Annotated in this window: 25 protein-coding genes; 7 read left to right on the top strand and 18 right to left on the bottom strand. The window is 46.8% G+C overall.

Translation table 11 applies throughout. The annotated features are described in order from the left end of the window. Positions 1-16: 16 nt before the first annotated feature. The 4 genes from QJT81_17500 to pilM are packed head-to-tail and all read right to left on the bottom strand — an operon-like array spanning position 17 to position 2,884. Entirely contained in the window at positions 17-547 is a 531-nt protein-coding gene (locus QJT81_17500; protein ID WGZ93573.1) for a pilus assembly protein PilP, read from the bottom strand. Next, positions 544-1,185 (bottom strand): type 4a pilus biogenesis protein PilO, encoded by a 642-nt coding sequence (locus tag QJT81_17495; protein ID WGZ93572.1) that lies wholly within the window; start codon positions 1,183-1,185, stop codon positions 544-546. The genes QJT81_17500 and QJT81_17495 overlap by 4 nt, the downstream gene beginning before the upstream one ends. After that, positions 1,182-1,832, bottom strand: coding sequence for a PilN domain-containing protein (locus tag QJT81_17490; protein WGZ93571.1), 651 nt, complete (start codon positions 1,830-1,832; stop codon positions 1,182-1,184). Before QJT81_17490 ends, QJT81_17495 begins: the two co-directional genes overlap by 4 nt. Then, entirely contained in the window at positions 1,832-2,884 is a 1,053-nt protein-coding gene (gene pilM / locus QJT81_17485; GenBank protein WGZ93570.1) for a type IV pilus assembly protein PilM, read from the bottom strand. The genes QJT81_17490 and pilM overlap by 1 nt, the downstream gene beginning before the upstream one ends. A 245-nt stretch (positions 2,885-3,129) precedes the next feature. Here pilM and QJT81_17480 point away from each other — a divergent pair, with 245 nt between their 5' ends. Both QJT81_17480 and QJT81_17475 read left to right on the top strand, forming a co-directional pair. Continuing rightward, entirely contained in the window at positions 3,130-5,631 is a 2,502-nt protein-coding gene (locus QJT81_17480) for a penicillin-binding protein 1A (GenBank protein WGZ93569.1), read from the top strand. Further along, a complete protein-coding gene (locus tag QJT81_17475) occupies positions 5,631-6,230 on the top strand; it encodes a hypothetical protein (GenBank protein ID WGZ93568.1) in 600 nt (199 codons plus the stop codon). The genes QJT81_17480 and QJT81_17475 overlap by 1 nt, the downstream gene beginning before the upstream one ends. Before the next feature lie 68 nt (positions 6,231-6,298). Here the strand turns inward: QJT81_17475 and QJT81_17470 are convergent, their stop codons facing one another. The 12 genes from QJT81_17470 to rpsF all read right to left on the bottom strand — a co-directional run bounded on the left by QJT81_17470 (position 6,299) and on the right by rpsF (position 17,817). Then, entirely contained in the window at positions 6,299-7,459 is a 1,161-nt protein-coding gene (locus QJT81_17470; protein WGZ93567.1) for a mechanosensitive ion channel, read from the bottom strand. A 48-nt stretch (positions 7,460-7,507) separates the two neighbouring features. Then, positions 7,508-8,395: an OmpA family protein gene (locus QJT81_17465; GenBank protein ID WGZ93566.1), complete on the bottom strand. Its 888-nt coding sequence runs from the start codon at positions 8,393-8,395 to the stop codon at positions 7,508-7,510. A gap of 263 nt (positions 8,396-8,658) precedes the next feature. Beyond that, positions 8,659-9,009 (bottom strand): hypothetical protein, encoded by a 351-nt coding sequence (locus tag QJT81_17460; GenBank protein ID WGZ93565.1) that lies wholly within the window; start codon positions 9,007-9,009, stop codon positions 8,659-8,661. Between the two features lie 36 nt (positions 9,010-9,045). Then, positions 9,046-9,462, bottom strand: a complete 417-nt coding sequence (locus QJT81_17455; protein ID WGZ93564.1) for a Spy/CpxP family protein refolding chaperone — start codon at positions 9,460-9,462, stop codon at positions 9,046-9,048. Between the two features lie 106 nt (positions 9,463-9,568). Beyond that, positions 9,569-10,258, bottom strand: a complete 690-nt coding sequence (locus QJT81_17450) for a response regulator (GenBank protein WGZ93563.1) — start codon at positions 10,256-10,258, stop codon at positions 9,569-9,571. Between the two features lie 11 nt (positions 10,259-10,269). After that, positions 10,270-11,754 (bottom strand): ATP-binding protein, encoded by a 1,485-nt coding sequence (locus tag QJT81_17445; GenBank protein ID WGZ93562.1) that lies wholly within the window; start codon positions 11,752-11,754, stop codon positions 10,270-10,272. A gap of 67 nt (positions 11,755-11,821) precedes the next feature. Beyond that, positions 11,822-12,517: a hypothetical protein gene (locus QJT81_17440; GenBank protein ID WGZ93561.1), complete on the bottom strand. Its 696-nt coding sequence runs from the start codon at positions 12,515-12,517 to the stop codon at positions 11,822-11,824. Positions 12,518-12,609: 92 nt separating this feature from the next. Then, complete coding sequence (alr, locus tag QJT81_17435; protein WGZ93560.1) at positions 12,610-13,683, bottom strand: alanine racemase; 1,074 nt, start codon at positions 13,681-13,683, stop codon at positions 12,610-12,612. A gap of 26 nt (positions 13,684-13,709) precedes the next feature. Continuing rightward, on the bottom strand, positions 13,710-16,583 hold the full coding sequence (gene dnaB / locus QJT81_17430) for a replicative DNA helicase (GenBank protein WGZ93559.1): 2,874 nt from the start codon (positions 16,581-16,583) through the stop codon (positions 13,710-13,712). A gap of 133 nt (positions 16,584-16,716) precedes the next feature. Then, a complete protein-coding gene (gene rplI / locus QJT81_17425; GenBank protein WGZ93558.1) occupies positions 16,717-17,163 on the bottom strand; it encodes a 50S ribosomal protein L9 in 447 nt (148 codons plus the stop codon). 12 nt (positions 17,164-17,175) lie between these two features. Beyond that, entirely contained in the window at positions 17,176-17,403 is a 228-nt protein-coding gene (rpsR, locus tag QJT81_17420; protein WGZ93557.1) for a 30S ribosomal protein S18, read from the bottom strand. A gap of 24 nt (positions 17,404-17,427) precedes the next feature. After that, positions 17,428-17,817: a 30S ribosomal protein S6 gene (gene rpsF, locus QJT81_17415; GenBank protein WGZ93556.1), complete on the bottom strand. Its 390-nt coding sequence runs from the start codon at positions 17,815-17,817 to the stop codon at positions 17,428-17,430. Positions 17,818-18,068: 251 nt separating this feature from the next. Here rpsF and QJT81_17410 point away from each other — a divergent pair, with 251 nt between their 5' ends. The 5 genes from QJT81_17410 (at position 18,069) to QJT81_17390 (ending at position 22,493) form a co-directional block, all read left to right on the top strand. After that, the gene (locus QJT81_17410; GenBank protein WGZ93555.1) at positions 18,069-18,905 is read left to right on the top strand and encodes a serine/threonine-protein kinase; all 837 of its coding nucleotides are present in this window, start codon (positions 18,069-18,071) and stop codon (positions 18,903-18,905) included. 52 nt (positions 18,906-18,957) lie between these two features. Then, entirely contained in the window at positions 18,958-19,269 is a 312-nt protein-coding gene (locus tag QJT81_17405; protein ID WGZ93554.1) for a hypothetical protein, read from the top strand. A gap of 101 nt (positions 19,270-19,370) precedes the next feature. Then, on the top strand, positions 19,371-19,886 hold the full coding sequence (xrtH, locus tag QJT81_17400; protein WGZ93553.1) for an exosortase H: 516 nt from the start codon (positions 19,371-19,373) through the stop codon (positions 19,884-19,886). Continuing rightward, on the top strand, positions 19,883-20,494 hold the full coding sequence (locus tag QJT81_17395) for a hypothetical protein (GenBank protein WGZ93552.1): 612 nt from the start codon (positions 19,883-19,885) through the stop codon (positions 20,492-20,494). The genes xrtH and QJT81_17395 overlap by 4 nt, the downstream gene beginning before the upstream one ends. 412 nt (positions 20,495-20,906) lie before the next feature. After that, positions 20,907-22,493 carry a hypothetical protein gene (locus QJT81_17390; GenBank protein ID WGZ93551.1) on the top strand — a complete coding sequence of 529 codons (1,587 nt, stop codon included), beginning with the start codon at positions 20,907-20,909 and terminating at the stop codon, positions 22,491-22,493. Between the two features lie 48 nt (positions 22,494-22,541). Here the strand turns inward: QJT81_17390 and QJT81_17385 are convergent, their stop codons facing one another. Both QJT81_17385 and QJT81_17380 read right to left on the bottom strand, forming a co-directional pair. Next, complete coding sequence (locus tag QJT81_17385; GenBank protein ID WGZ93550.1) at positions 22,542-23,486, bottom strand: hypothetical protein; 945 nt, start codon at positions 23,484-23,486, stop codon at positions 22,542-22,544. Positions 23,487-23,591: 105 nt separating this feature from the next. Next, on the bottom strand, positions 23,592-25,370 hold the full coding sequence (locus QJT81_17380; protein WGZ93549.1) for a transglycosylase SLT domain-containing protein: 1,779 nt from the start codon (positions 25,368-25,370) through the stop codon (positions 23,592-23,594). Between the last annotated feature and the right edge of the window lie 68 nt (positions 25,371-25,438).

Here is a 25,438-nt window from a genome sequence, read left to right as displayed (position 1 = left end):
TTGCTAGTCCTGTGTATTATTTTTTTACATCTTTAAGGTCAGAGAGGGCAATGGCATTTTCCCGCTCTTTGAAACCACCAAAACCATTTTCCACAATTTCCTGAAGCATTACTTTGGTTTCTTCAACTTTAGTGATCTTGCCGTGATTTTTACCGAGGTAATTGCCTGCACGGGCGCGGTGAATGGCACCATCCGGGATACGGATAAGCGCCCACAGTGCGCTATTTTGGTTGAGCGTACCCACCATGCGTAGACTGTCCAAGGGGAAACTTTCCAGAAATTCGGGTACGCGATTGGGGTCTGGCATGATGGCATTGCCGGGGTCTGCCACGGTATCGGGTGCGAGAATCTTGGAATCAAACGGATCCAATTCGTGTCCAGGGTAAATGAAACGCACATAGGGTTTGATTTCGGGAATCGGGTCAATAGGGCTGGCCGGTTTTGCCTTAACACTTTGTACGTATTGTTCCAGGTCACTCATGTCACTGTTACAGGCTGTTAGGGATGCTAACAACCCCAATCCTGCCAATAACTTAATACTGCTCATCCTTTTTTCCCCTTATTGCCACTGGCTACTTTGTTGCTCGGTTTGCTCGGAGCATCGCCGCTATCTTCTTCTAGGTAACGATAGGTTTTAAGGGTGGCTTCTAATCGCAGCCGTCCGCTCTTTTCTTCTGGTTTGAGGTCGATATTATTGATGGTCACAATACGTGACAGCCCAGAAATATCACTGACAAAGGTTGCTAGTTCACGGTATGAGCCTTTTGCGATGATTTTGATAGGCTTCTCGGCATAAAACTCCATTTGCACTTCATTTTGTGGTTCAAAGCGTTCTAATTCCAGACCATTGGATAAGCCTTTTTCAGAAATATCCAGAATCAATCCTGGGATTTCAGTATCACTAGGTAGTTGACGTAATAAAATACTGAAAGAACGTTGCATTTCTTCCATTTGAGCTTTGTATTGTGGAAGCTGGCTGGCACGTTTTTGCTTGGTTTCTAAATCAGCGCGTAACTGCTGTTCTTTCGTTTCTACGTTAGTCAGTGCCTCTATCTCATCAACAATGATAAGTTGGTAGCCCAATAACAAAATAATCAGCATGATGAATGCTAGAGCCACTGACTTGATTGACCAAGACACACTACCCGGATCGTCTGCTAAATTATTCAGCTCATGCAGGTTCATTTGCCATCCTCCTGAGTTTTAGTGAGTTTTTTCACGTTGGGAGGCGTACCACTCTTTTGGGGTGTGGTTTGGTTGGAATTAGTATCATCCTGCGTTTGACGTAGCAATTGGGTGACATCCAATTTAAAGTCACGCAGTACCATTTCCTCATCGGTTGCATCTTTTTGAGTGGAAATGACATTTAAGTTAGATGAACTTAACCAAGGAGAGGCATCCAAGCGGTTCATGTAGCTGGAAACACGTGCATAGGACTCTGCTTTGCCTTCCAGTTGTACCTTGGTGGCTTCTTGCTGAAGATGCAGTAAGTACATACCTTTGGGAAGTGCATTTACCATTTCATCAAATAGGTGCACGATAGCGGGACGGGTACTTTGTAAGTCTTCAATGACTTGCATCCTGTCTAATAAGGCTTGACGGGTAGCGTCTAGCGCTTCAATTTCCTTGATTTGTTTATCCAGCTCAGTAATTTCAGTGCTTAACAATTGGTTGCGTTGCTCCTGATAACCGATGGCGTATTGCATGTATTGGTGTGCGCCAAAGATAATCCCAGCGGCTAGTGTTGCACTGCCTCCTACAAGAGTGAAAAACTGCTTTTTCTTTTCTTCACGCGCTTTTTCCCGCCAAGGAAGGAGGTTTAGACCCGCCATTATTCTAACCCTCGTAGTGATAGCCCTGCTGCAATCAGCAGGGCTTGCATGTCATTGGTAAATCTAACCGGACTGACGCGCGACCCTAAGGCAACCCGTGTGAAAGGGTTTATGACCCTGACCGGAATCCCGATAGTGGATTGGATTTGTTCATCTACACCAGGAATGCGGGCGCAGCCGCCGCAAATGAGGATTTGCGATACACTGTCTTTCTGACTGGACGCGTAATAAAACTGAAGGAAACGGTGTAATTGGCGCACCATGCTGTCTTTGAAGGGTTCTAACACTTCTGAAACGTAGTTTTCCGGTAGGTTGCCTTCTTTTTTTGCCAAACCGGCTTCCTGCCAAGTGAGGCCATAGCGGTGCATGATTTCTTCGGTTAATTGTCGCCCGCCGAAAGTTTGTTCGCGAGAAAAAGTTAGGCGGCTACGCTCGAATACACTAATGCCGGTCATGGTTGCGCCAAAGTCGACAATGGCTAACGAGTCATGTTGCTCTAATTCGTTGGTTAAGTGGCGCAGCACTTTTTCCAGCGCGTGGGTTTCGGTATCCACAATATCCACGGTTAGGCCAGCCATTTCGGCAGCCGCTACCCGGACTTCGACATTTTCAGAGCGTGTTGCAGCTAACAATACGTCGACTGTTTCTGGTGAATTGGCGGAAGGGCCTAGAATTTCAAAGTCGTAATTGACCTCGTTCATAGGGTAGGGGATGTGTTGCTCAGCCTCCATTGACATTTGTGCTTCCAACTCCGCTTGAGGAATAGAAGCGGGCATGGCAATGATTTTGCTGATCGCCATGGAAGTGGGAATAGCCAAGGCACAATGCTTCAGTTTGGAACGGCTATCACGCAAAGCTTTGCGGATGGCTTCTCCTACGGGTTCCGGTTCCACGATGTCTTTTTCATTGGCAACACCCTCCGGCAGTGGGGCGACGGAGTAACTTTCGATCCGGTAGTCGCGTCCCTTGCGGGTCATTTCCACCAGTTTTATGGCGGAAGAGCTGATGTCCAGACCGAGTAAGCTTTCTTTACGAGGATATATTGAAAACACAGGCAATTCCGAAGTTATTGTTATTATTAAACGTTGTGTGACGTGTCTTTTAATTATTTTCAGGTCAATGGTAGCGTCGAATCCTAAAATAGTCTACTCTGCCCGTCTTGGGTGGCGTGCTTTCAGATAAACGGGAGCCGTGCGTAAATGAATAAAAGTCCAATGTAGTCATGCGGTTCATCTATAAGTTCTTTCAGCTTGTTTTAGGCGCTTTTTTTGCACTCCTTACTTTAGGGGCGTTAGCATTGTTTGCCTTATATTCTCACTATGCTCCCCAGTTGCCTGATGAGGCAGAGTTACGCAAGATCGACATTCAAGTGCCGTTGCGTATCTATACCCGTGATGGTGAATTACTGGCTGAATACGGTGAACACCGTAGCCGCCCCGTTAATCTGGAGGATGTGCCTGAAAAGTTAAAACTGGCCTTTCTGGATATTGAGGATGCGCGGTTTTATGATCACCAAGGGGTTGATATAAAAGGCGTGTTACGTGCCTTGCGGAGTGTGGCATCAACAGGTTCCGCTAGTCAGGGTGCTAGTACAATTACCATGCAGTTGGCGCGAAATTCCTTCTTGGATTCAGGTAAAAATCTGGAACGTAAGCTAAAGGAAACCTTATTAGCCATTAAAATGGAACAAACGCTAAGTAAAAACCAAATTCTGGAGCTATACCTTAACAAGATTTACCTGGGTAATCGGGCTTATGGTATTGCCTCTGCTGCGGAAACGTACTATGGCAAAACTTTGGGAGAGTTGACGTTAGCGCAAAGTGCCATGATTGCAGGTTTGCCTAAAGCACCTTCGCGGTATAACCCCTTGGCGAATCCTGAGCGTGCCATGATCCGCCGCAATTACATTCTTAAGCGGATGCTGGAGTTACAGCACATTACCTCACTGGAATACCAAACCGCGTTAAATGAGCCGAATACCGCTCAACGGCATAAAACAGAGCTTGATGCTGATGCGCCTTATTTAGCTGAAATGGTGCGTGCTGATATTGTAAAGCGCTTTGGTGAAGCGAATGCCTATACCCAAGGCTACCATGTTTATACCACACTAAATTCCGACATCCAGAAAGAAGCCGCTGAGTCATTACGTAAATCATTGTTAGCGTATGACCAGCGCCACGGTTATCGTGGGCCAGAAGACAAACTAGTGCTCAGTGATTTGAAAACAGAAGATGAGATGCGTGACAAGCTCTCTTCTTACCCCGTATTAGGGGAGCTGTATCCTGCATTGGTGTTAACAACAGACGCTAGCGCGGCGGAGTTATTGGTGGGTGAAACTCGCGTGACCTTGACATTCGAGGCCGTCAAATGGGCGCGTGAATTCAAAAGCGAAGACCGTCGAGGGGCTGCACCTAAACGTGTCAGTGATGTGTTGAAAGCTGGGGATGTGGTTCGGGTTCGCCAGACCGATAAAGAAAAAAATACGTGGGTGCTTTCCCAGGTGCCGACGGTAGGGGGGGCTTTGGTATCCCTAGACCCTAGTGATGGCGCGGTACGTGCTGTCATGGGTGGATTTGATTTCCAACATTCTAAATTTAATCGTGCTACGCAAGCCCTGCGTCAACCCGGTTCTAGCTTCAAACCTATTGTGTATGCGGCTGCGTTGGCGAAAGGTTTCACGCCAGCCAGTATTGTGAATGATGCACCGATTGACATTCCTGGCAGTACATGGAAGCCAGAAAACTTTGGGGGGAGGTACATCGGCCCTACGACTTTGCGGGAGGCATTGTCGAAATCCCGTAATCTGGTTTCGATCCGTTTATTGCGTAGCATTGGTGTGAATTACGCGATTGATTTTGCCACCGAGTTTGGGTTTCCCAGAGAAAATTTGCCGCCTAATTTAACCCTTGCGTTGGGAACGGCCATGACGACGCCGATAGAAATGGCGACGGCTTATGCCGTGTTTGCGAACGGTGGTTACAAAGTCGATAGTTACTTTATTACCAAGATTGAAGACCGTAATCATAAAGTGTTGTTTGAAGAGACCTCGCCTAGGGTTTGTGCGGGTGAGACAGATGTGTGTGTTATTGAAAAGCAGACTGATCAGCCAGCCGATGCTTATGAAGGCAAGGATGGTAAAAACACAGCAGGCGCGGATAAGTCGGATAAGAAAAGCGTGGATTCTGTAGCATCGGATAAACCCATTTGGGAGACTGCGGCGGTTGAGCGTCCGAAAATCGGTGAGAATGGGGCTTACCCTGCGGCTAAACGTATTCTGGACAATAGAACGCATTATCAGATTGTTAGCATGATGCAAGATGTTACCCAGTCTGGCACTGCTGCCCGTGCGGGGCGTAGCTTAAATCGTAAAGATATTGCGGGTAAAACCGGTACAACGAATGATCAAAAAGATGCATGGTTCTGTGGTTTTTCCCCTAATGTGGTAACTGTTGCTTGGGTTGGTTTCGATGATATGTCTAAATTAGGCGAGGGTGAAACTGCTACTAATGTGGCTTTGCCCATGTGGATTGATTTTATGCATCGTGTGCTTAAAGGTGAGCCGTCTAAAGAATGGGAAAAGCCAGTTGATCTTAAAGAGGCCGATTTGGATCTGGATACTGAAGATAAACCGCGCCGTCGCAGTACTGCTCGTGCGGAAAATTCAGGGGTTGGCTTTCAGTACAAAAGCGAGCGTGATCTTGCACCCCGTCAGGCAGCTCCTGCCGGTGGCTCAGCACCACGAGCACCAGCACCACAACGTACACCTGAACGGGTCGAAATTCCTGAGCAATTGTTCTGATGCGTAATACCCGCGATGAAGTACGCCATTGGGTAGCAGAGGAAGCAGCCCGTCTGATTTATGAGGAGGGGATGCGTGACTATCGTTTGGCTAAGTTGCGGGCAGCCGAGCAACTGGGGGTTTCAGCACATGGTAGCGCTCAGCCTACCAATGAAGAAATCGAGGCAGCGATTCACCAGCGCATTCAGTTATTCGATGCAGATACTCAACCTGCTGTGTTGCGGCATCACCGTGAGGTTGCCTTAGAAGCCATGGATTTCCTGCAAGCCTACAACCCCTATTTGACGGGAGCAGCTTTAGAAGGAACGTCTAGCCCACACTCCGCTGTGACCCTGTATTTATCAGCCGATGGCGTAGAAGAGGTGATGTTTTTTCTAGAAGATCAGCATATTCCATTCCAAGTTCACGAACGTCGCACGCGTTTAGGCAATAAAAAGCAGGAATATTTTCCGTTGCTACGCTTTTACGTGGATGATGTGGAGGTGGAATTGATGGTATTCCCACATGATGACCGGTTTGCGAGTGCGCCGATTAGTCCGGTTACAGGGAAGGCCATGAAGCGAGCAGATCGAAAGAAAGTAGCGGCATTATTAGCGTGATAGAAAAATGGGAGTGTGTCATACACTCCCATTTATTTTGAGTATTATGGGTATTAACCCAATCAGCATTACTTGATTTTGTCAGCCCAGCCATTTGCAATGCGTTTAGCGGCTTCACGCCCGCCTAAACCAAAGGCTAAAGCTGCTGCAATCGCTACTGCACCCAACGTGAAACCAAATGCCATATTCACGATATTATCTGCCAATCCCATTGCCCGCAGCCCCATTGCCAACACCAAGCCTAAAATAGCGAAACGGGCAATACTGGCGATGCCAGAGCTGCCATATTGACTCAGTTTGTTATACGCCAAAGTACTTAGGAAATAACCAACCAGCAGAATAACGCCACCGACCAGAATACCGCCACCAAACTCCAACACTTTTGCAAAGATATTGGAAATGATTTCAATACCCAAGGTATTCACTGCTGCCGTCGCAGCCGTCAACATGGCAAAGAACATAATGACATTGCTAACTAATTTAGTCGGTGTGAATGAGTCATTAAAGACGCCGGTCAACCCCAATTTTTGTGGCATACCGTTGATATTGATGCCATCCAAGACACTGGTTAGCATGGATACCACAAACTTAGCAACAAAATAGGTTACCGCTAGGATAATACCTGCACCAATAATATTTGGAATAGCCGCTAGTAGCTTATTCAGCATGTCAGAAGCAGGTTGAGTAATGGAAGGAATATTTAATACCCCTAAGGCGCTTACCGCGATAGGGATTAAGATGGCAGCAAAAATGAAAGAACTGCCAATTTTGGAGATCTTCATGCCTTGCGTGCTTTGGTCACCCATTTTAAGGGCCAATTGACGATCAACTTTACCAAGTGCAACGGCGGTTAGTTCTGAAACAATCTTTGCAATGACCCAGCCAGCATAACCAATGACACCTGCACCGATAATATTGGGGATAGCTGCCAGGAACTTATTCAGCATGGTTTTCAGCGGTGCTAACACATCCGTTAACCCAAAGTGCTGTAAGACTGCCATCAAGACAAAAATGGTTAGCAATGCTTTGATTAAGGAAGCCAGTGGCTTAGCTAATTTAGTGCGTTCCAAGAAACCTACTTTTCCCAACATACGCTTGATGAAGCCTGCAATAAAGCTGACCACAATCAGCCCTACAATCAAGATTGCCAAGCCAATCAAAGCATGTCCTAGTTTGCCGGAAGCCAGTTCCCCTAATATGTTAGCGAGAGATGATGAAAGTCCATCCATAGTGATTACTCCTGTCAATTAAATGAGTTTACTGTGTAACTATTTCGATTATTTAAGAATTAAGGCATCAATGCGCCGGTTGCGCTCACGTGCCTCATTGGTATTATCAATACTGATGGGTTCTGAACTTCCCATGCCCATAATGCGTAAACGTTTGCGGTCAATGCCTGCTTGCACTAAGGCAACGCCTACTTCGTTGGCGCGAATTAACGATAGTTCGGTATTATCTTTGGCAGCACCTACCTCATCGGTATGCCCACGAATCAATAATTTGATGTCGGGGTGCGCGTTCAGTAATGCCGCCACCTGCTGAATTTGCGTGGTAGATTGATAATTCGGTTTGCTAGAGCCAGAATCGAATTTAATTTCGTCGAAAATAATCGGCTTATCAACTTCACGTTTTGCAATCGCATCACGGAACGCCAACCCAAAATGGCTGGGCGCTATGTCGATCTGACGACCGTCAGGAAGTGTATATAGCGTGGGTTGTGGTGCTACCGGAGTGACTGGTGTGCTGGTGATAGTATTGGAACTCGCGGAGCCAACAGGGCCAGCTTCCAATGTGGCTATTTTGGGTGCAGTAGTGGTGATGAGAGCAGGTGCTACAGGTACATTTGGCACGGGTTCTGGGGTGTTTTGAGTCAATTCTTGTGCTGATTTAACGGTTAACGCAGCGTTGCCACTGTCAGTTTTTGTTGAATCCATCACTACGTTTGCGTCATTGATGTCTGCCGTCGCTGTTTCAACAGGTGTTTGCTCCGCTGCCATCATTACCACTTGAGGTGCTGACGTATTAGCGGACATCAACGCAGTGTCGTCACTTTCGCTATGATTCAAAAACCAATAAAGCAACCCAAACATTAGGATTACCCCACCGGCAATCATGTATTCTTGCATCGGTGTCAGGTCATCATTATCCGAAGTACTGTCCAACATATTCACCTTCCCTGTTGCTTACTCTGAAATGCTTTACGCTAATTCTAGTCAATTTTTTCAAATGGACAGATTTTTTTAACTAAATTTAATTGATGTAACATGGCTGCTTATCAATGTTTTAAATATTTTCTTAATTAAATTTTTTATATAAATAATTAAAAATAAGTAAATTTTTTGATGGCAAAAAAATGGGCAGTCGATAGACTGCCCTAAGCGAGGTGAAATATGACTCAAATAATACCAGACGTGAAAATCAAGTTAGCTTAAAAGTTGCCCCAATTATTGGTAGCTGGTGGTTGCAGATTGCTTTGGGAAGCACCTCCCATGCGATTACCTTTGCGTTCACCGCGTTGCTGTTCCATTTGTTGGAATTTGGCGGCTTGATCAGGTGTCAGCAATGCCTGAATACGTTGATTGGTTTCATCATGTAATGCCTGCATTCTGGCGTGTTGTTCTTGCATGATACTGTCTACTTGTGCGGCTTGCGTGTCACTTAAGCCAAGGAATGTTTTCATGCGATCCATGCCTTTGCCGCCGCCAAAACCGTAATCAGCCATAACAGCAGATGCGCCTAACATGGCAACCAGCGAAGTAATGATTAATGCTTTTTTCATGAGTAGTGTTTCCTATTGTTAATTGTTTTGAGTTGTTTAGAACGTGTTGTTTTCAAGACGCTTTTTGACGGATTCTAAGCGCTCTTGTTGACGTTTTTGACGTTCATCTTGCATTTGCTTAAAAGTTGTAGCTTGTTCTGGTGTCAGAATGGCGGCAATTTTAGCTTCGTTTTCGGTATGCAGTGCTTTCATTTGCTCTTGCATTTGGGTGCGCATTGTTTCCATTTTGGCGCTTTGTTCTTGTTTGATGGTATCAAGTTGGGCTTTTTGTGCGTCATTTAATTTCAGCTTTTCGGCCAACATTTCGCCCATCATCGCACTACGTCCGCCAAAGCCACCATGCCCTGCTTTGCCGCCGCAAACGCCTTTGCCACCACCGAAACCGTGGTCAGCAAGTGCAACGGACATGCCCATTACGCCAATCAATGCTGTTGCAATTAATGCTTTTTTCATGTTGTGTTCCTCTTGTGTAACTTGGTTGATGAGGGACATGCTACGCGCAGATTGCGCACGAAATTTGCTGCAATTGTGCAAACAATGAGGAAGTGTGCAGAGGAATCTACGCTTCGAACTTGTAGCCAACCGAGTATACGGAGTGAATCAGTTCCTGATCCGGCAAGATTTCAGACAGTTTTTTGCGTAGTTTTTTGATATGACTGTCGATAGTACGGTCAGATACAATACGGTTGTCGGTGTATACCTTGGTCATCAGTTGGTCACGACCGAAGATTCTGCCGGGCTGTTGTTTTAAGGTGGCGAGTAACTCGAACTCTACCAGCGTCAGGAGCGCTTCATGTTCACCTGCTCTGACCAGTAAACGATCACGATCAAGTTCCAATAAGCGTGCATTAGGGGAGGGAGGATGTTGAGTTTGATCGGCGGCGATGAGCGGTACGCGCCGCAACACCGCTTTCACACGTGCAACCACTTCACGCGGGCTAAAAGGTTTGCAAATGTAGTCATCTGCGCCAAGTTCCAATCCGAGTAAACGGTCGATTTCTTCTGCACGTGCGGTGAGCATAATGATGGGGATGGGGGAAAATTGACGAATTTCCTTGCACACTTCTAGGCCATCTTTACCCGGTAGCATCAGGTCGAGCACGATAAGGTTGGGTGGTGTTTGGCGTACCCACTCGCCAACCTTCGAACCATTGTTTAGCCAGTGTGTGCGGTAATTGGCATTTTGCAGGTATTTTTGCAGTAAATCAGCAATTTTGGGTTCGTCTTCAACAATCAGGATGTGTTCCATGCGTCTGTCCGTTACTGTTGCAAGGGCAAGTGGATACGGATTTGTAGCCCACCCAGTGCTGAATGCGCTGCACTAATGGTTCCCCCGTGAGCATCCACGATGTTGCGGCAAATGCTTAAACCAATACCTGCGCCACCGGTTGCGCGATTGCGTGAGCTTTCGACGCGAAATAAGCGTTCAAACAAGTGTGGTAAGGCGTCATCAGGCACATCTGGTGACGAATCTTCAAACAGAATATCCACCCAGCCAGCCTGTATCTGCGTATGGATCTGTAATTGTCCCGGTTTGTCGGTGTAACGTAAGCTGTTTTCTAGCAGGTTCTTGAATAATTGCTGCAAGCGTTGTGGGTCACCTTGAATCAATACGGGGTGCTGATGTAGCCCTGTCGCCTGCATTTGTAAGCCTTGTTCTTGTAATGTTGTGCTGTGTAATGCGAGGGTTTCCTGTAACAAAGTGATGAGATTTACCGTTTCTTTACGGTAACTGAGTGCCCCACTATCAGACATGGAAAGGTCATAAAGGTCGTTGACTAAGCGTTGTAAATGGCTGACTTCTTGATGCAATGATGCCAAAGTGGCTACATCCGGTTGATTAATACCATCTTGTAGTGCTTCAATTTCTCCGCGCAAAATGGCTAGGGGAGTACGCAATTCGTGTGCTATATCGGCAATCCACTGCTTGCGGGAGGCTTCGTTCTGCTGTAAACGCTCGGCCAGTTGGTTGAAATCCCGTGTCAATAAGCCTAGTTCATCATGCCCTTGGGAAGGCATTCGCAAACTATAATTCCCATCGGTCAGTTGGCGTGTGCCGTTACGTAACGCTTGGATGGGTTTGCCTAAATGCCGTGCTAATAAAAATGAGAGTAAGCCAGCCATGGGAAGTGCCATAAAGAGTACTACTAACCACAAAGTACGTTGCAGGCGTTCGGCAAAGTCCATATCCACTTTCTCTGTCACGCGTTGGCGCGGATACATACCGAGATAACCAATGGTTGTATTGTCAGATTTGAGTTCTAGTAAATTTTCGGGAATATCCATGCGAATGCTGCCCTTGACCACTGCGCGTTGAGCGTCTAATAGCACTATACGTCCGATGAAACGTTCCATACGCTGTGCAACGTTGGTTCGCGGCGGTGGAGGGCGCATATCACCCATTGCTGGGTCTTGATTAGGGCGAACAGGTGGTCTTATGGGAGGAGGAGGGACTCTTCCCGGTTCATTGTCGTTGATACGCAAAAAACTGCTGCGCACCGCAGAATCGAGAATGGAAATCCATAGATGAGGATTTTGTTCCAGTTCTTCCCAGCTACCACGCGCTTCGTAGACCTCGATTAAGCGATTTTCCAGTTGGGCTAGGGATCGATTTTCCTGTTCATTCAGGTAGTCTAAAAAACTGCGGTTTAGCCGATATTGCAACATACCGGCTAAACCGCCAGCAATTAGTAGGCAGGCAAGGAAAATGGCAATAAACAGTTTAGTTCGGATACTTAAAATCATGATGCGTTTGTAGACAACAGCAATTTAGGAATAGTTGCAAGTCTAGCACCATACATATCGACACCGGCTATTGAGGGTATTTAATTTCCAGCCAAACATGGCCTTTGCTACCCGATTTTTTGACTTGGACAATCTCAATTTCTTGCCCAGCAGCAAGATTACCGAGGGTTTTGCCGAGTTTGTTACTGCTTGAGCTACGGGGAGGATGTTCTCGCACGGTTGCGCCCCAGCTTAAGGTATATTTCTTAGCATTTGTCGGTAGCTCAGCACCAATTTTTAAACCTGCTTCTGACCATTTGCCGTTAACAAATTGTCCGGCATAAATCCAGCCGGTGCTTACCTCAGCAGCGGGAGCGGCAGTCTCATCAGACTTGACTTCGGGTGTAATTTCTTCAACTTTATCATCAGGTTTAGCATCGGGTGTGATTTCAGCTAAGTTTAGCGTTGTGGCTTTGATGTCTGACATTGCTGGAGCAGGAGAGGCATCAGGTGTGATTTTGGTCGTATCGTGTGGGGTGACGTCTAATGCCGCTAAAGTTGGTGTAGTATCCGATTTTGTTTCCTCTGATGTTGCTGGTGTGGCAGCAGGTTTGGTAGCTGTTTCGGTTAATAGATTGTTGTCATTATTGGTTGCGCCAATATTCTGAGAAAAGAGGAAGGCCATCCCAGTCATTAATAAGGTTGTACCAATGACTAGCCCTATTAGTTCACGTTTCATTTGTTCGCGACGACCACTGTTGACGGTGTATCTTGCTGTTGTCATGCTAAGCCCATCCATGATTTAGATTGATTTGAATAAAAAATAGGATAGCAAATTCTTATTTAATTATCAGTAACAAGAAAAGATTTATTTAATTAAAGATATTCATGATTGCATAGCTTGCCTGCATTGCAGAGAAGTTCATAGCTGATGGTTCCGGCTGCTTGTGCAACACGATCAACTGAAAGGTTTTTACCCCACAATTCAACTTGATCCCCCACCCGTGCTTCAATAGCCGTTAAATCAATCACAATCATATCCATCGACACCCGCCCTAAAATACGGGTTTGCTTACCATTGACCCAGACAGGTGTGCCGGTAGGCGCATGGCGCGGGTAGCCGTCTGCATAGCCAATTGCGACTACGCCGGTGCGGGTGTCTTCTGGGCATGTCCAGCTTGCGCCGTAGCCTATGCTCTCACCTTTGGGGATAGTATGAATCGAAATCAGGGGTGCAACCAAGGTCATGACGGCTTGCAAACCGTCACGTTTGGCATCACCGTTCACGAATGGTGATGAACCGTACAGCATAATACCGGGGCGTACCCAATTCACATGTGTCTGCGGCCACCCTAGGATGCTGGCGGAATTGCCCACGCTGCGAGGTGCTTGCAAGCCAGTCGTATATTTGGCAAAGCTTTCCAATTGTTGTGAGGTTTTGGGATTATCCAACTCATCGGCACATGCCATGTGGGTCATTAACCAAGGGGTGGGTTTGACATTGTGGTGCTTACTTAAACGCTCGAACAGGTGAGGGGCTTGTTCGACGGGAAAGCCTAAGCGGTGCATACCGGTATCGAGTTTTAGCGCCACGTCTAATTTGACCGAACTCGGCGCACTATCCAATAGTTCAAGTTGGGAAAGGTCGTGAAGTACCACGCGAAAACGGTGTTCTGCGGCGGCTTTCATGCCTTGCAGATTGCTAAACCCCTGTAATACCAAAATGGGATGGATAAAGCGTGCTTGCCGCAACTCTACGGCTTCTTGCAGGCATGACACCGCAAAGCCATTGGCATTACTCAGCGATTCAGCCGTTTTAAGCATGTTATGCCCGTAAGCATTGGCTTTAATCACTGCCATTGCCAAACTATTGGGCGCAGCCTCACGGCAGCGGGCAAGGTTATGCCGCAGGGCGGCGGTATCAATAATGGCGCGTGCAGATCGTTTCATGTGGGCAGTGTAGCGGTTTATGCCAATTATTCAAATCCTGGGGTATAAATGTCAGGGGTAAAATTCTCGAAACGGGTGTATTTACCGAGGAATGTTAAACGCGCAGTCCCAATCGGGCCATTACGTTGCTTGGCGATAATAATTTCTGCGGTTCCTTTGTCGGGGGATTCGGGATTGTAGACTTCATCGCGGTAGATAAAGATGATTAAGTCAGCATCCTGTTCAATTGCTCCCGATTCACGTAAATCTGACATTACTGGGCGCTTATTGGGGCGTTGCTCCAAGCTGCGGTTGAGCTGCGAAAGGGCAATAACAGGCACAGAGAGTTCTTTTGCCAAGGACTTGAGACCACGGGAAATTTCGGAAATTTCAGCAGTACGGTTATCCGAACTGGTGCCTGTTTGCATTAATTGCAAATAGTCCAACACAATCAGGCCGAGTTGCCCGTGTTCACGCATCAGGCGACGGGCGCGAGCACGCACTTCAGTAGGGGAAAGCGCGGGGCTGTCGTCAATGAACATGGGAACATCCGCGAAAATCTTGACTGCTGTAGCAATACGGGGCCAATCTTCGTCAGTCAGTTTCCCCGTCCGAATACGATGTTGGTCAACCCGCCCCATCGAAGACAGCAGACGCAACGTAAGTTGTTCGGCAGGCATCTCCATGCTGAATACGGCAGTCGGGAGTTTTTTGTGCGCAGCAGCGTATTCGGCAATATTCATCGAAAAGGTGGTGTTATGCACCAGAACATCATCAGCAACAAAATTATGCGTATCAGGTACGCTTAGATCATAGACTTGCTGTTTACCTAAATAATCAATGGATTGAATTTCATCCCAGTAAAGATCGCTATGGGCAAGCGTAGCAAGTGCCTCAGATGATAAAGCTTCTGCCATTTCTGCCAATAACTCACGACCTATTCCGCGCTTACCTACATGGAAATTATGTCCGGGGTTACGTCCCATGCGTTGAGCTAATTCCGCCCAAGTCAGCTTGCCTTTGTATTCAGTGATAATTTCCCATGTTTCGCTTGGCAAAGTATCTAAAATGACGTTTGGTGTTTTTTCTTGGTTGACCATCAAGGCTTTTTGAACGGCTTCTTCTTTACCGTACACACCAATTTCTTCTAAAAATTGGCGCACATGTTGCTGATGCGTAATGCGCAATTCATAGGCGGCGCGATACTCGCCCTGATACCGTACTTGCCGATGGCGTAATTTCGCAAGAATGCCAAAACGTACCAATAAATGCTGCATATCCCGTGCTAATGCATAGCTAACCGTGCTATAGGAAATACCCGCTTGGACACCATTCTGGACGTAGACACTGCCATCACACGCAAACGCCCGGTTCAAGAAAACCGCCATCAATGCACGCGGCAATTCATATACAGGCGCAGGTATGCGCTTCTCATGAGCACTCTTGCCCATCAAGCCCAACGTTTGTAACCATTCTGTCACCGGGTTTGGTGCGGAACGGGTAGTTGCAGCACTGCCATGTGGCATTAATGCTGATGGTTCTACCTGAAGTTCCCGACACAAAATACCGAACATATCCCCAGCAGGTACTGCTTTACCTACTGACCAATAGTGTACCGTTGCAACGGCAACGCCTAATTGTCGCGCTAATGCATTCAAACTTAGGGAAAGTTCTTGCAAGCGTTGCTTGAAACGTACCGCAAAATCTTGCCTTGCCTCGTGTTGGAATACCGTGTCTGTTGCCACACGAATACTGGGGGTACGTTGCCCTTTACTGTCTTCCAGACGCCATTGCACACTTGGAAAATCGTCGAGTGCGGCAATAAAATCTTGCCGTATCTGGGGATTAATATTGGTAAACTGTGGACAACTTTGTGTCAAACCACCGTCTGTCAAGAAATAAGCAATGAGTTTGGTACGTTGCTCTGATAGTGAACTTTTCCCAAAAAAAGGCAAAATACGTGGCACTGCAATCCGTTTGCCGACATTGATCTCAGCTAATGGTTTCCAACCTTCAATCGTAAGAAAAGGATGCGTCAGTGTCGTGGTAATTTCACGTCCAAGTGCTGTGCGTACCCGGAAAACGGGTTTGATACCATCATCAACATATTGCGAGGGTTGTGTGATTTGCAAACGTAACTGTGCGTTTAGCGTCGCCAACGAGCCTTGTTGTCGGGCAACCAAATCATCAATCTTTTCCAATCGACCCGTGATCGGATCCAGTACGCGGCTACCAGTAACAATGCATTTGCCCATGGATGGTCTGCCTGCCACAATAATCAAGTCGCCTTTTTGCAGGCCAGAGGTCATTTCATCAAGCTGTGTATAGCCGGTCGAAACGCCAGTGATATTGCTATCAAGTTTGCTCAGCTCTTCGATATGCGCCAGCGTCACTTTCAACAGCCCTTTTAGCGGCTTAAATACCTGGCCTTGCTTGGTTCCTTGCTCGGCGATTTTAAAGACTTTTTGTTCGGCTTCATCCAATAGCTCTTTGCTGGGGCGACCTTGTGCAGTGAAAGCGGAATCCGCAATGCCTGTTCCTACGCTGATTAACTGACGCAGTACCGACTTTTCGCGCACAATTTCAGCATAGGCACGGATGTTGGCCGCACTGGGGGTATCTTTTGCCATGGTTGCTAAGTAAGCGAATCCACCGGCATTTTCCAGTTCATTACGTTGTTTTAGCCATTCGGACACCGTGACCAAATCGAGTGGTTTATTATCTTCCACTAAATCGGCAATAGCGCGGAAAATCAGGCGGTGATCTTGTCGATAAAAATCGCCCTCGGTGATTTTATCCGCAATGGTATCCCAAGCGGTACTGTCGTTTGCTAACCCGCTCAGCAATAAGCCGCCCAATACAGATTGTTCAGCTTCGATAGAGTGCGGGGGGATTTTGAGTGATTCGTATGAGTCTGCCATTGGCTCAGTTTAACGAAAATCGGCGGCAAGCGTTAGGGATAGAATAGTGGGAAAGCTGTGGATAAATAAAAATGCCCCGTCACACATTCAAGCATGACGGGGCATTGATCACAAAGCGTAATGAATGCAGGAATTACTCTGCTTCAACGACAACCTTGATGGCAGTATCCACTTCAGCGTGTAAGTGAATACCGATTTCAAATTCACCTAAGTGACGGATAGCGCCATCCGGCATACGGATTTCACGACGTTCAATCTCGATACCCGCAGCTTGGATAGCCTCGGCGATTTCGATGTTGGATACAGATCCGAACAGTTTGCCTTCGTTACCTGCTTTGCCTTTGATGGTCAGAACCATGTCTGCCAATTGGTCACGACGTGCTTGTGCAGCCGCCAAAATCGCTTCAGCCTCGGCTTCCAGTTCAGCACGGCGAGCTTCAAATGCTTCCATGTTGGCCTTGGTTGCCATTTTGGCTTTGCCTTGCGGGATCAAGAAGTTACGGGCATAACCAGGGCGTACAGACACAACGTTGCCTAATGCGCCGAGGTTTTCCACTTTTTTCAGAAGAATGACTTGCATCGTACTCACCTTTTACTTGTGCTGATCAGTGTATGGCAGCAACGCGAGGAAACGCGCACGCTTGATAGCGGTTGCCAGTTGACGCTGATAAATCGCTTTAGTACCTGTAATGCGGCTAGGTACGATTTTACCGGTTTCGGTAATAAAGCTTTTCAGGATGTCGAGATCTTTGTAATCAATCTCGGTGATGCCTTCAGCCGTGAAACGGCAGTATTTTTTGCGGCGGAATTGACGTGACATAAACTATCTCCAGATCAACCGTAATTATTCGTCGTCAGATGAATCGTCATCATCAGACAGGACTTCTTCACGCATACGCTTAGGTGGGCGTGCTTCACCGTCTTTTCTCAAAGGAGAAGGTTCAGTGACTGCCGCATCCATACGCATGGTGACGTTACGGATAACCGCGTCGTTGAAGCGGAAAATGCTTTCCAGTTCAGCCAGTGTTTCCGCGCCGCATTCGATATTCATCAGCACGTAATGTGCTTTATGCAGCTTGTTGATGGGGTAAGCCAGTTGACGGCGGCCCCAGTCTTCCAAACGGTGGATGGCACCACCGCTTTCTTGCACCATGCTACGGTAGCGTTCTACCATCGCAGGTACTTGTTCGCTCTGATCCGGGTGGACCAGAAAGACAATTTCATAATGTCTCATGACGATTTCCTTTCGGGTTAAACAGCCTCCCACTAACGGTGAGGCAAGGATCTAAGGCAATTGCCCATAGAAAAGCGCGAAATTATCAAGTGCGGAGGGTAATTTGTCAATTCATTTTGGCTGCGATTCCCCTGCTGCAATCAGGTAGAACGGCATATCGCTTATCAATGTCCTACACTGTTCTTAAGATAGATGTTTGTCAAAAATCATAATGAGCGAGGGCTGATGAGCCACAACAGAGGAATAGCTGCGTGAAGCACCGAGGGTTGGAACGGTATCCGCTAGCGTTGCCGGGCTATCAATATTTAAACGTATTGCATGAAAGCGAAAACGCCATCATTTTGCTGGCAAATAGTCCTGGTGGATTGCCGGTCGCTATCAAGCGTTTTAAATTTGATGCGACTGGGCTGGCTCCAGACTTAGTAGATGAATTTCTCATGGAAAGTAAAGCCCTAAGTTTGTTAGCGCATCGTGGCTTGGTGAGGCCGTTGGATGCAGGTATGTCGTCCGGTACACTGTATATGGTGATGGAATATGTGCAGGGCGAAACATTGCGGCGATGCTTGGCACAAATGCCATTGCCTTCTCTGCAACAAGCATTGTTTTGGTTTGAGGAAATCGCGGTGGCTCTGGGCGTGATACACAGTATTGGGCTGCTGCACCAAGACCTTAAAACCTCTAATATCCTGGTACGTACTGATAATTCCCTAGCATTGTTGGATTTTGGCTTGGAAACACGTTTGCTAGTTGCCGCCGGTTTTCTGCGAGAGGATGAAATTTATTGCACACCTTACTATATTAGCCCTGAGCGAATTATGGGCGACCCACCCGATGAGCGGACAGACTTATATGCCCTAGGGGTAATACTGTATGAGTTATTGGTTGGTCATAAACCTTACGAGTCAAGTTCTTTGGCAGAACTCTTGAAAAAACATGCGCTTGCCCCCATTCCATGCTTGCCTGAGGCATTGTCTGCTTATCAGCCATTGATAAATGGTTTATTGGCAAAGTTTCCTGAAAACAGGTTAGAGTCGGCAGAAGCCGTGGTACGATTATTGCAGAATATAACGCAACTAACACAGCAATAATAAATTTGGGAAAGGCGTTGTTTTAACCGATTAAGGTTGGGAGTTCCACATTATGAAAAAACAAGCACAATGCATTAATTCAAAAGCCCTGGAATGCGAACAGTCAGTCGTGTTTTATTTCATGCGTGTTGCCAGATGGGTGGCTTTTTTATTGCTAGTGGGCATCGGCGGTATGGGAGCGCTACTCCAATTTCAACGTCATCAAGACATCAATTGGATGTTTGTTTCTGTCTGTATCGTTTGTGGCGTTGGTTTATTTTGGATTGGGCATTGCATCATGAAAAGTGAATGTGCTACGCGCAAGCGTTGTGGTACTTGTAACAAATCAACGATAGTTGGCGGCATCACCATTCGCCAGGTTTGAGCCTTTTCCAAGTCAGATGTGCAAGCAGGTAGGGTAGGCTACCCATTTATATGAATATCAGTTAAAATGATGCCTTTATAAAAATTAAAAGAAAGCAGGTTATGCTACGTTTCCTTCTGTTTTTCCTGTTAGTGCAAGGCATTTTGTTTGGGGTTGAAATGCTTCAAGCGGTGCAGGCAGCCATTATTCTCCCTTGGACTGGTTTGTTGGCCGATATAAGTGGTTGGTTGATGTCAGCGTTTGATCCGAATGTTGCCACTGCGGGTAAGGTGGTGCGTAGTACCCTGAACGGTTTTGCCGTGTCGATTGAGCCGGGGTGTAATGGGGTTGAGGCCATGATCGTGTTGCTGGCTGCCATTATCGCTTTTCCTGCGCCGTTACTGTACAAACTGGCTGGTCTGTTTTGGGGCTTCATTGCTATTCAAGGCATGAATTTATTGCGCATCATTAGCCTGTTTTACTTGGGTCAATGGAGCCAGGCATTATTTGATTGGGCACACTTGTATATCTGGCAAGCTTTGATCATGTTGGATGCCTTGGTGGTATTTTTGATCTGGATTCGTTATTTGCCGGGGCAGACCACACCGCCACACCAACCTGTAGAGGCCATGGCATGATGGGTAAACCTTTGCAGCGCTTCATGTTGAGCGTTTTGATTTTCTTTCCGTTAACATTCTTTATTTGGTACGTGACCGCAGGCTTTCACCTTGCGCCTGTTACGCTGATCACTGGCAAATTGCTGGGGTGGTTAGTGCCTGATGCGTTGATGTGGTTACGGTTAGATGGGCATATGTTGGTGCTGGCATCTAACTTTGGGCATGATGTCAGTGGTGCCGTCGTGTCTCCGCCAGTGGGCGATGATGTGTTGGGGTTTCACTTGAATCCGCTGATTTATAGCTACAGTTTGCCGTTATTGGCGGCGTTGATACTGGCGACACCCAGCCCGTATAAGTGGCAAAATCTGTTCTGGGGGATGCTCGTGATGCTGCCGACTGAAATTTTCAGTATGACATTTAGCATACTAAAAACCTTGACGTTTGATGTCGGAGCCGCCTTTCAAGCACAACAAAGCCTCTCCCCCGCAACTGCCGACCTCATTGCTTTAGGGTATCAAGTAGGGACATTGTTATTGCCGATGATTGCACCATTAATTATCTGGGTTGCACTAAATCGGGATTTCTTGATACACCTTGCACCACAATTGAGAAAATCATTGGCGCGTTAAACCCCATAATGTAAAAAAATTCCGCAAATATTGGATTTTCAAGGGAAAACCCCAGTATCTGAGTTCTCAGATTCACTTGAGGATACTTGTAAGATGAGGTCTACTTCGCGCTCTTAGCGCTTTCTATTATTTGGTATATTTATTATGGAACGATCAATTAAAAATCTATATGTTGCAATGGCAATTATGACTGCCTTGGTAGTGTTAAACGTTATTTTAACACTGAACGATTTATCACCATTCGCATCATAATAGCGCTTCTATTTTTGCTCTTTATCACAAAAGCCCCTCCTGCTATCTGAATATTGTCTTAATGACGTGCAAATTTATGAGGTTGTAATACAATAAATACGTTTATAACCCCAAGTAAAGCAAAGATTGCTCTATAAGAGTGATCTTGGAGACAATAATTATGATTCAGCGCTTATCCAGCCACGTTCGCAGCACACCTTGCCAATCCTCTACCATATTAGTGGGTATTGCAGGCTTATTTTCCCTCCTAGTGTCTAGCAACGCTATGGCAGTGTCTTGTGATTTTAAAAACGGTGACAATTTTACGGATATTTGCGGCTACCTTGAAGCTGGCGTTGTGCAGACAGGCGGGCAAGTGAAGGTACATGTTGCCAGTAAGACCAGTAATTTTGAAGTACGCCTCAGGCGTGCAGGTTACGCTAACCCTACCTTGCAAACGGCTCCATTCAGTGGGGCGGGTAATTACAATCCTACGGTAGGGAGCCATAACGGCTTAAATTGGGGGGGAGCTTTCTCTGTTGGTATCCCCGCCACTTGGCAAAGTGGTATTTACGAGCTTAATTTGGTCAATGCTCAAGGGGGCAGTTACACGGATTTCTTTACGATTAAATCGGCACAGCCCGGCAGCCATTCCAAAGTGTTAGTGCTCGATAGCTTGCCGACTAAGATTGCTTACTCGCCTATCGGTGGAAAATCCATGTATGTATTTAACTCCGACAATGGTCAATGGGCTACGGAAGTCTCCATGGAACGCCCTACAGGGCGTGGACAATGGGCGGAGCATGTGGGATTTGTTTCTTGGCTTGATAAAGAAGGTATTGCTTACGAAGCCGCTTCGATGATGGATTTGCACCGAGATCCTTCACTATTGCACAATTATAATCTGGTGATTTTGGTCGGTCACAATGAGTACTGGTCAAAAGAAATGCGGGATAACTGGGACAGTTATTTAGCTGCTGGTGGTAATGCGGCAAACCTCAGTGGCAATACCATGTGGTGGCAGGTGCGTTTCAGCGCTGACAACAAGCACATGATTTGTTACAAAAATGCTAGTAATGATCCATTGAAGAATGACAACAGTCGGGTGACGGTTAACTGGTTTAATAGCCCGGTTAACCGGCCTGAGAATCTCTCGACGGGGGTTAGTTTCCGCCATGGGGGATATGCTGACTATACCGAAGGGGGCGTTAATTATCGTAATGACGGATTTACCGTAACAGATGCTTCCCACTGGATTTTCGAGGGTACAGGTCTGGGTAATGGCAGTATCTTCGGGCGTGATTCAGGCGTTATTGGTTATGAAGTTGATGGTGCTTTATTCAAAATGGTTAATGGTAAACCGGTGGTGACTGGCGAAGATGGTACGCCAACTAATTTCCAGATTTTGGCCACAACACCTGCGTTTGCTATTGATTCTCCTACAGGTGTGCCGGGGATAGTGCCTAGTAATCACGAAGGTCAGGGGTGGGGAACGCTGGGGATTTTCAAACCTTCTGCAAATAGTGGCACAGTGTTTGTTGCGCCGACAATTGACTGGGGCGAATATATACAAAATGACCAGATTGTTGGACGTATCACTAAAAATGTCATTAACCGTTTAAAAAGCCGGACAACAGATGCTGGTGCAAGTACGAGTACGACAGTTACACTGCCGACCAGCAGCGGTGGCGGTGGTGGTAGTTTCCCACTGGTTTCATTATTACTGGGACTGATGGTTGCCGTTGGGTTGAGAGCACGTAAGCGCTAAAAACCCATCAAGCAGGGACTGCACCACAAATTGAGGTGCAGTTTCTCGCTATTCGTCATGAGTTGATTGTTGCTGGTTAGTAAGCGAATCTTTATCTTTTTTCCAAGACTCTAGGCTAATGACCTTATCCGGGGTGTCGCTGTGCTTTCCTGCCACGTGTGCGTGTCCCAGTAATACCGACGGGTTCCCCGCCAGAAACTCGCGCATTAAACGCAATTTCAAACTGTTAGGGAATTTGCTTTGGCTTTGGTCGTTTTCTAATGCTTCGGCTTCTTCTTCTGTCAGTGAGTTAGCCAGTTTTTCCCAACGTTCATTCAGTGCTTGTTCAATGCTGGCACTATCTGCTTCCAGTTTAGCCAGTACATCGCTGGGTAATGAATTCAAATAGTCATCAATATTGCCCAGAATCTTACCAAACCGCATTTCGAGTAAGGCGCGGAGAACCTCATCTGTCCATTGTTCTTCTGCATATTTAGCAAAAGTGTCGGTTTCACTGATTAAGAGCCCATCGGAACTAACCGCGCCATGTTCTTCGCCATAACGTCGCCAGAGGATGTGCAACTGAGGCAAGAATTGTTCTAGGCGTAAGTGTTCATCCGATGCTTTCGCTTGGAAGGTAACAGGTTTGAATTGCGGATAAAGCTGGCAAAACTGGTACAGTGCACTGACATACTGAAATGGGTCGAAACTCAGTGTAATGACATTTTCATCAAATTCTTCCAGCGGTTCTTCTTCATCGTCAGCCGCTAGTTCAATATCGAGAAAGGGTTCGTAGTGTTCAAACACGATATCCCAGAGAATTTTGCCATCGCGATGACGCACAAAGATAGCAGATTCGACTTGGAATTCTGGTAAATCCGGTGTGGTATTGACAATCCAGTAGTCGCCAGTGGCTTGAGCACTGCGCACGAGGGCACGGAAATCCAGCAATCCAAACGGGATCTCCATAATACGATCAGGGTGGCTGTAGCCCTCAAGCACAACAAGTTGCATTGAGGGCGCACCACCTTCGAGCGTGACAACAAATGATAGACTTTCTTCCATCAGTGCATTCTACCAAAACATGGCGAAATGCACTGAAAATTTCGCCTCAATGGCCTACAAACTCCTGGTGCACTCGGCAACTTTTAACTGACTGCCGGGGTTAAGGATTCCCGTGTCAGGGATTTTATTCAGGCGTGTAACCTCTTCTGGACTAATACCTAGTTTAACCACAATTTGTTGCAGCGTTTCGTCTGTCTGGACAGGGTAGAAGAAAGCAGCATAGCGCCCGCTGCCACGCTGCTCAGTTTGTGAAAATAGCGCAGGTGGTAACACGTCACAGTTTGGCAATGCTGGGGCGCTGGGTTGTAGTTGGGGCGCTGGCTCATTGCTAGGAATGAACTCAACTGGTGCGATTATATCCATTGTCTCATGCTCAGGAGTGGCGGGGTTGTCTGCCGGTAGAATAGCGACGGTATTGATGTGTTTCACCCTGACAATGCCTTGGTCAATCGCTGAGATCAGTTGCACGTTGGGGGGGGTGTCGGTTGGCATCGCAGCCAGTGAAATCTGTTCATTGGGTACTACAGTCGCCGCCATATCCGGTGTGGGTTCTAACGTTGGTGTAGCGAGATTGTTAGGCTGTAAAGAATCCGTAGCAACGGGAGCTTGGTCTGTTTGAGCAACCGTTAGGGTTTCACCCCGTAATGCTGCGCGGTATTCCAAATCGGCTTGTTCCCAACCAGCCAGTAGAAATTGAGCATGGGCGATAGGTTGCTTGCCTTTTTCTAACTTTGTGAGGTTGGTTAAGACATTGCGGATATAGCCACGGGTTTCGGTAAATGAGATCGTGACAGGCTCACCTTGCGGTATTCTGCCTGCTCCTGCGTTGTAGGCCGCAATCGCATGGGTGGCACTGCCGTTATAACGTTTAAGCAACCAACTCAGATAGCGAGTCCCGGCATTGATATTTTCTTGCGGGTCAAAAATATCCAGTACACCCAATTCTGCGGCGGTTTCCGGCATGAGCTGCATTAATCCTGATGCTCCCTTGTACGATACGACCATTTCCCGATAACAGCTTTCCGCTGCAATGACCGATTTGACCAGGGCAGGGTTCACGCCATGCCGTTTAGCGGCCTGTTGAATAATCGTTTCATAGGGAGCTGCTTTGGCTTGTAATGTCTTGGCACTAAAGCCACCACACCCTCTGGCTTCAGGAGTACGGGGATAATGTACGGCTGCCAAACGTGATTTAAACCATGTTTTAGCCACTTTGGTATCAGGCTGCGGTAGGGCTAACAACGCTGTTTGGTAATCTTGAGGATTCTTAGACCACTGTTTCACCAGTGTTTGTGCCTGACGATTCGCTTTTTTATTGCTCTCAAATTTTAATAACATCGTCAGTAATTGCTTAACGGGTTCCTGAATTTGCGCAAAAGGTGTTTGCGGGGTGGTATCTTGCCAAACAGTGCCTCTATCCGCAGCATACGCGGCAAACACTTCCGCTAAACTACCTTGATAGCGCCGTAATAGATAACTGAGATACCGCGTCCCGGCATCAATATTGGCTTCTGGGTCAAATACATCCATAGCCCCAAAACGTTTGGCGGTATTTGGCATAAGTTGCATCAGCCCAATTCTGCCTTCCGGCGAGACCTGACTGTGCTCAAAACAACTACCGGTTGCGATGACAGCTTTTATCAATGCGGGGCTGACACTGTAGCGATTGGCTGCTTTTTTTATAGCAGTATGATAAAGATCAGCCTCTCTATTTAATACCTTAGAACTGTCGTTAAGGCAACGTGGTGCATCCCCTGCATATAAATTAATCGGCGAAGCGAGCAGACTACCTGCTAGTAAGACGCCCCACCATTTGCGATCTATTTTTTTCATGATGATAAGACACTCTTTGAATAACCCTACAATTAATGTAGGCCAATGTCACGAATTCTGCCGGAAAA

Source organism: Candidatus Thiothrix putei (genome assembly GCA_029972225.1).
GTDB lineage: Bacteria > Pseudomonadota > Gammaproteobacteria > Thiotrichales > Thiotrichaceae > Thiothrix > Thiothrix putei.
The sequence above is the reverse complement of the archived record's forward strand: the minus strand, read 5'-3'. Positions and strand labels throughout refer to the sequence as shown.

Excerpts from the sequence above, each read along its gene's own strand:
- QJT81_17500 (WGZ93573.1), bottom strand. The coding sequence starts at position 547 with ATGAGCAGTATTAAGTTATTGGCAGGATTGGGGTTGTTAGCATCCCTA.
- QJT81_17495 (WGZ93572.1), bottom strand. The coding sequence starts at position 1,185 with ATGAACCTGCATGAGCTGAATAATTTAGCAGACGATCCGGGTAGTGTG.
- QJT81_17490 (WGZ93571.1), bottom strand. The coding sequence starts at position 1,832 with ATGGCGGGTCTAAACCTCCTTCCTTGGCGGGAAAAAGCGCGTGAAGAA.
- QJT81_17475 (WGZ93568.1), top strand. The coding sequence starts at position 5,631 with ATGCGTAATACCCGCGATGAAGTACGCCATTGGGTAGCAGAGGAAGCA.
- QJT81_17470 (WGZ93567.1), bottom strand. The coding sequence starts at position 7,459 with ATGGATGGACTTTCATCATCTCTCGCTAACATATTAGGGGAACTGGCT.
- QJT81_17465 (WGZ93566.1), bottom strand. The coding sequence starts at position 8,395 with ATGTTGGACAGTACTTCGGATAATGATGACCTGACACCGATGCAAGAA.
- QJT81_17460 (WGZ93565.1), bottom strand. The coding sequence starts at position 9,009 with ATGAAAAAAGCATTAATCATTACTTCGCTGGTTGCCATGTTAGGCGCA.
- QJT81_17455 (WGZ93564.1), bottom strand. The coding sequence starts at position 9,462 with ATGAAAAAAGCATTAATTGCAACAGCATTGATTGGCGTAATGGGCATG.
- QJT81_17450 (WGZ93563.1), bottom strand. The coding sequence starts at position 10,258 with ATGGAACACATCCTGATTGTTGAAGACGAACCCAAAATTGCTGATTTA.
- QJT81_17445 (WGZ93562.1), bottom strand. The coding sequence starts at position 11,754 with ATGATTTTAAGTATCCGAACTAAACTGTTTATTGCCATTTTCCTTGCC.
- QJT81_17440 (WGZ93561.1), bottom strand. The coding sequence starts at position 12,517 with ATGACAACAGCAAGATACACCGTCAACAGTGGTCGTCGCGAACAAATG.
- alr (WGZ93560.1), bottom strand. The coding sequence starts at position 13,683 with ATGAAACGATCTGCACGCGCCATTATTGATACCGCCGCCCTGCGGCAT.
- dnaB (WGZ93559.1), bottom strand. The coding sequence starts at position 16,583 with ATGGCAGACTCATACGAATCACTCAAAATCCCCCCGCACTCTATCGAA.
- rplI (WGZ93558.1), bottom strand. The coding sequence starts at position 17,163 with ATGCAAGTCATTCTTCTGAAAAAAGTGGAAAACCTCGGCGCATTAGGC.
- rpsR (WGZ93557.1), bottom strand. The coding sequence starts at position 17,403 with ATGTCACGTCAATTCCGCCGCAAAAAATACTGCCGTTTCACGGCTGAA.
- rpsF (WGZ93556.1), bottom strand. The coding sequence starts at position 17,817 with ATGAGACATTATGAAATTGTCTTTCTGGTCCACCCGGATCAGAGCGAA.
- QJT81_17405 (WGZ93554.1), top strand. The coding sequence starts at position 18,958 with ATGAAAAAACAAGCACAATGCATTAATTCAAAAGCCCTGGAATGCGAA.
- xrtH (WGZ93553.1), top strand. The coding sequence starts at position 19,371 with ATGCTACGTTTCCTTCTGTTTTTCCTGTTAGTGCAAGGCATTTTGTTT.
- QJT81_17395 (WGZ93552.1), top strand. The coding sequence starts at position 19,883 with ATGATGGGTAAACCTTTGCAGCGCTTCATGTTGAGCGTTTTGATTTTC.
- QJT81_17390 (WGZ93551.1), top strand. The coding sequence starts at position 20,907 with ATGATTCAGCGCTTATCCAGCCACGTTCGCAGCACACCTTGCCAATCC.
- QJT81_17385 (WGZ93550.1), bottom strand. The coding sequence starts at position 23,486 with ATGCAACTTGTTGTGCTTGAGGGCTACAGCCACCCTGATCGTATTATG.
- QJT81_17380 (WGZ93549.1), bottom strand. The coding sequence starts at position 25,370 with ATGAAAAAAATAGATCGCAAATGGTGGGGCGTCTTACTAGCAGGTAGT.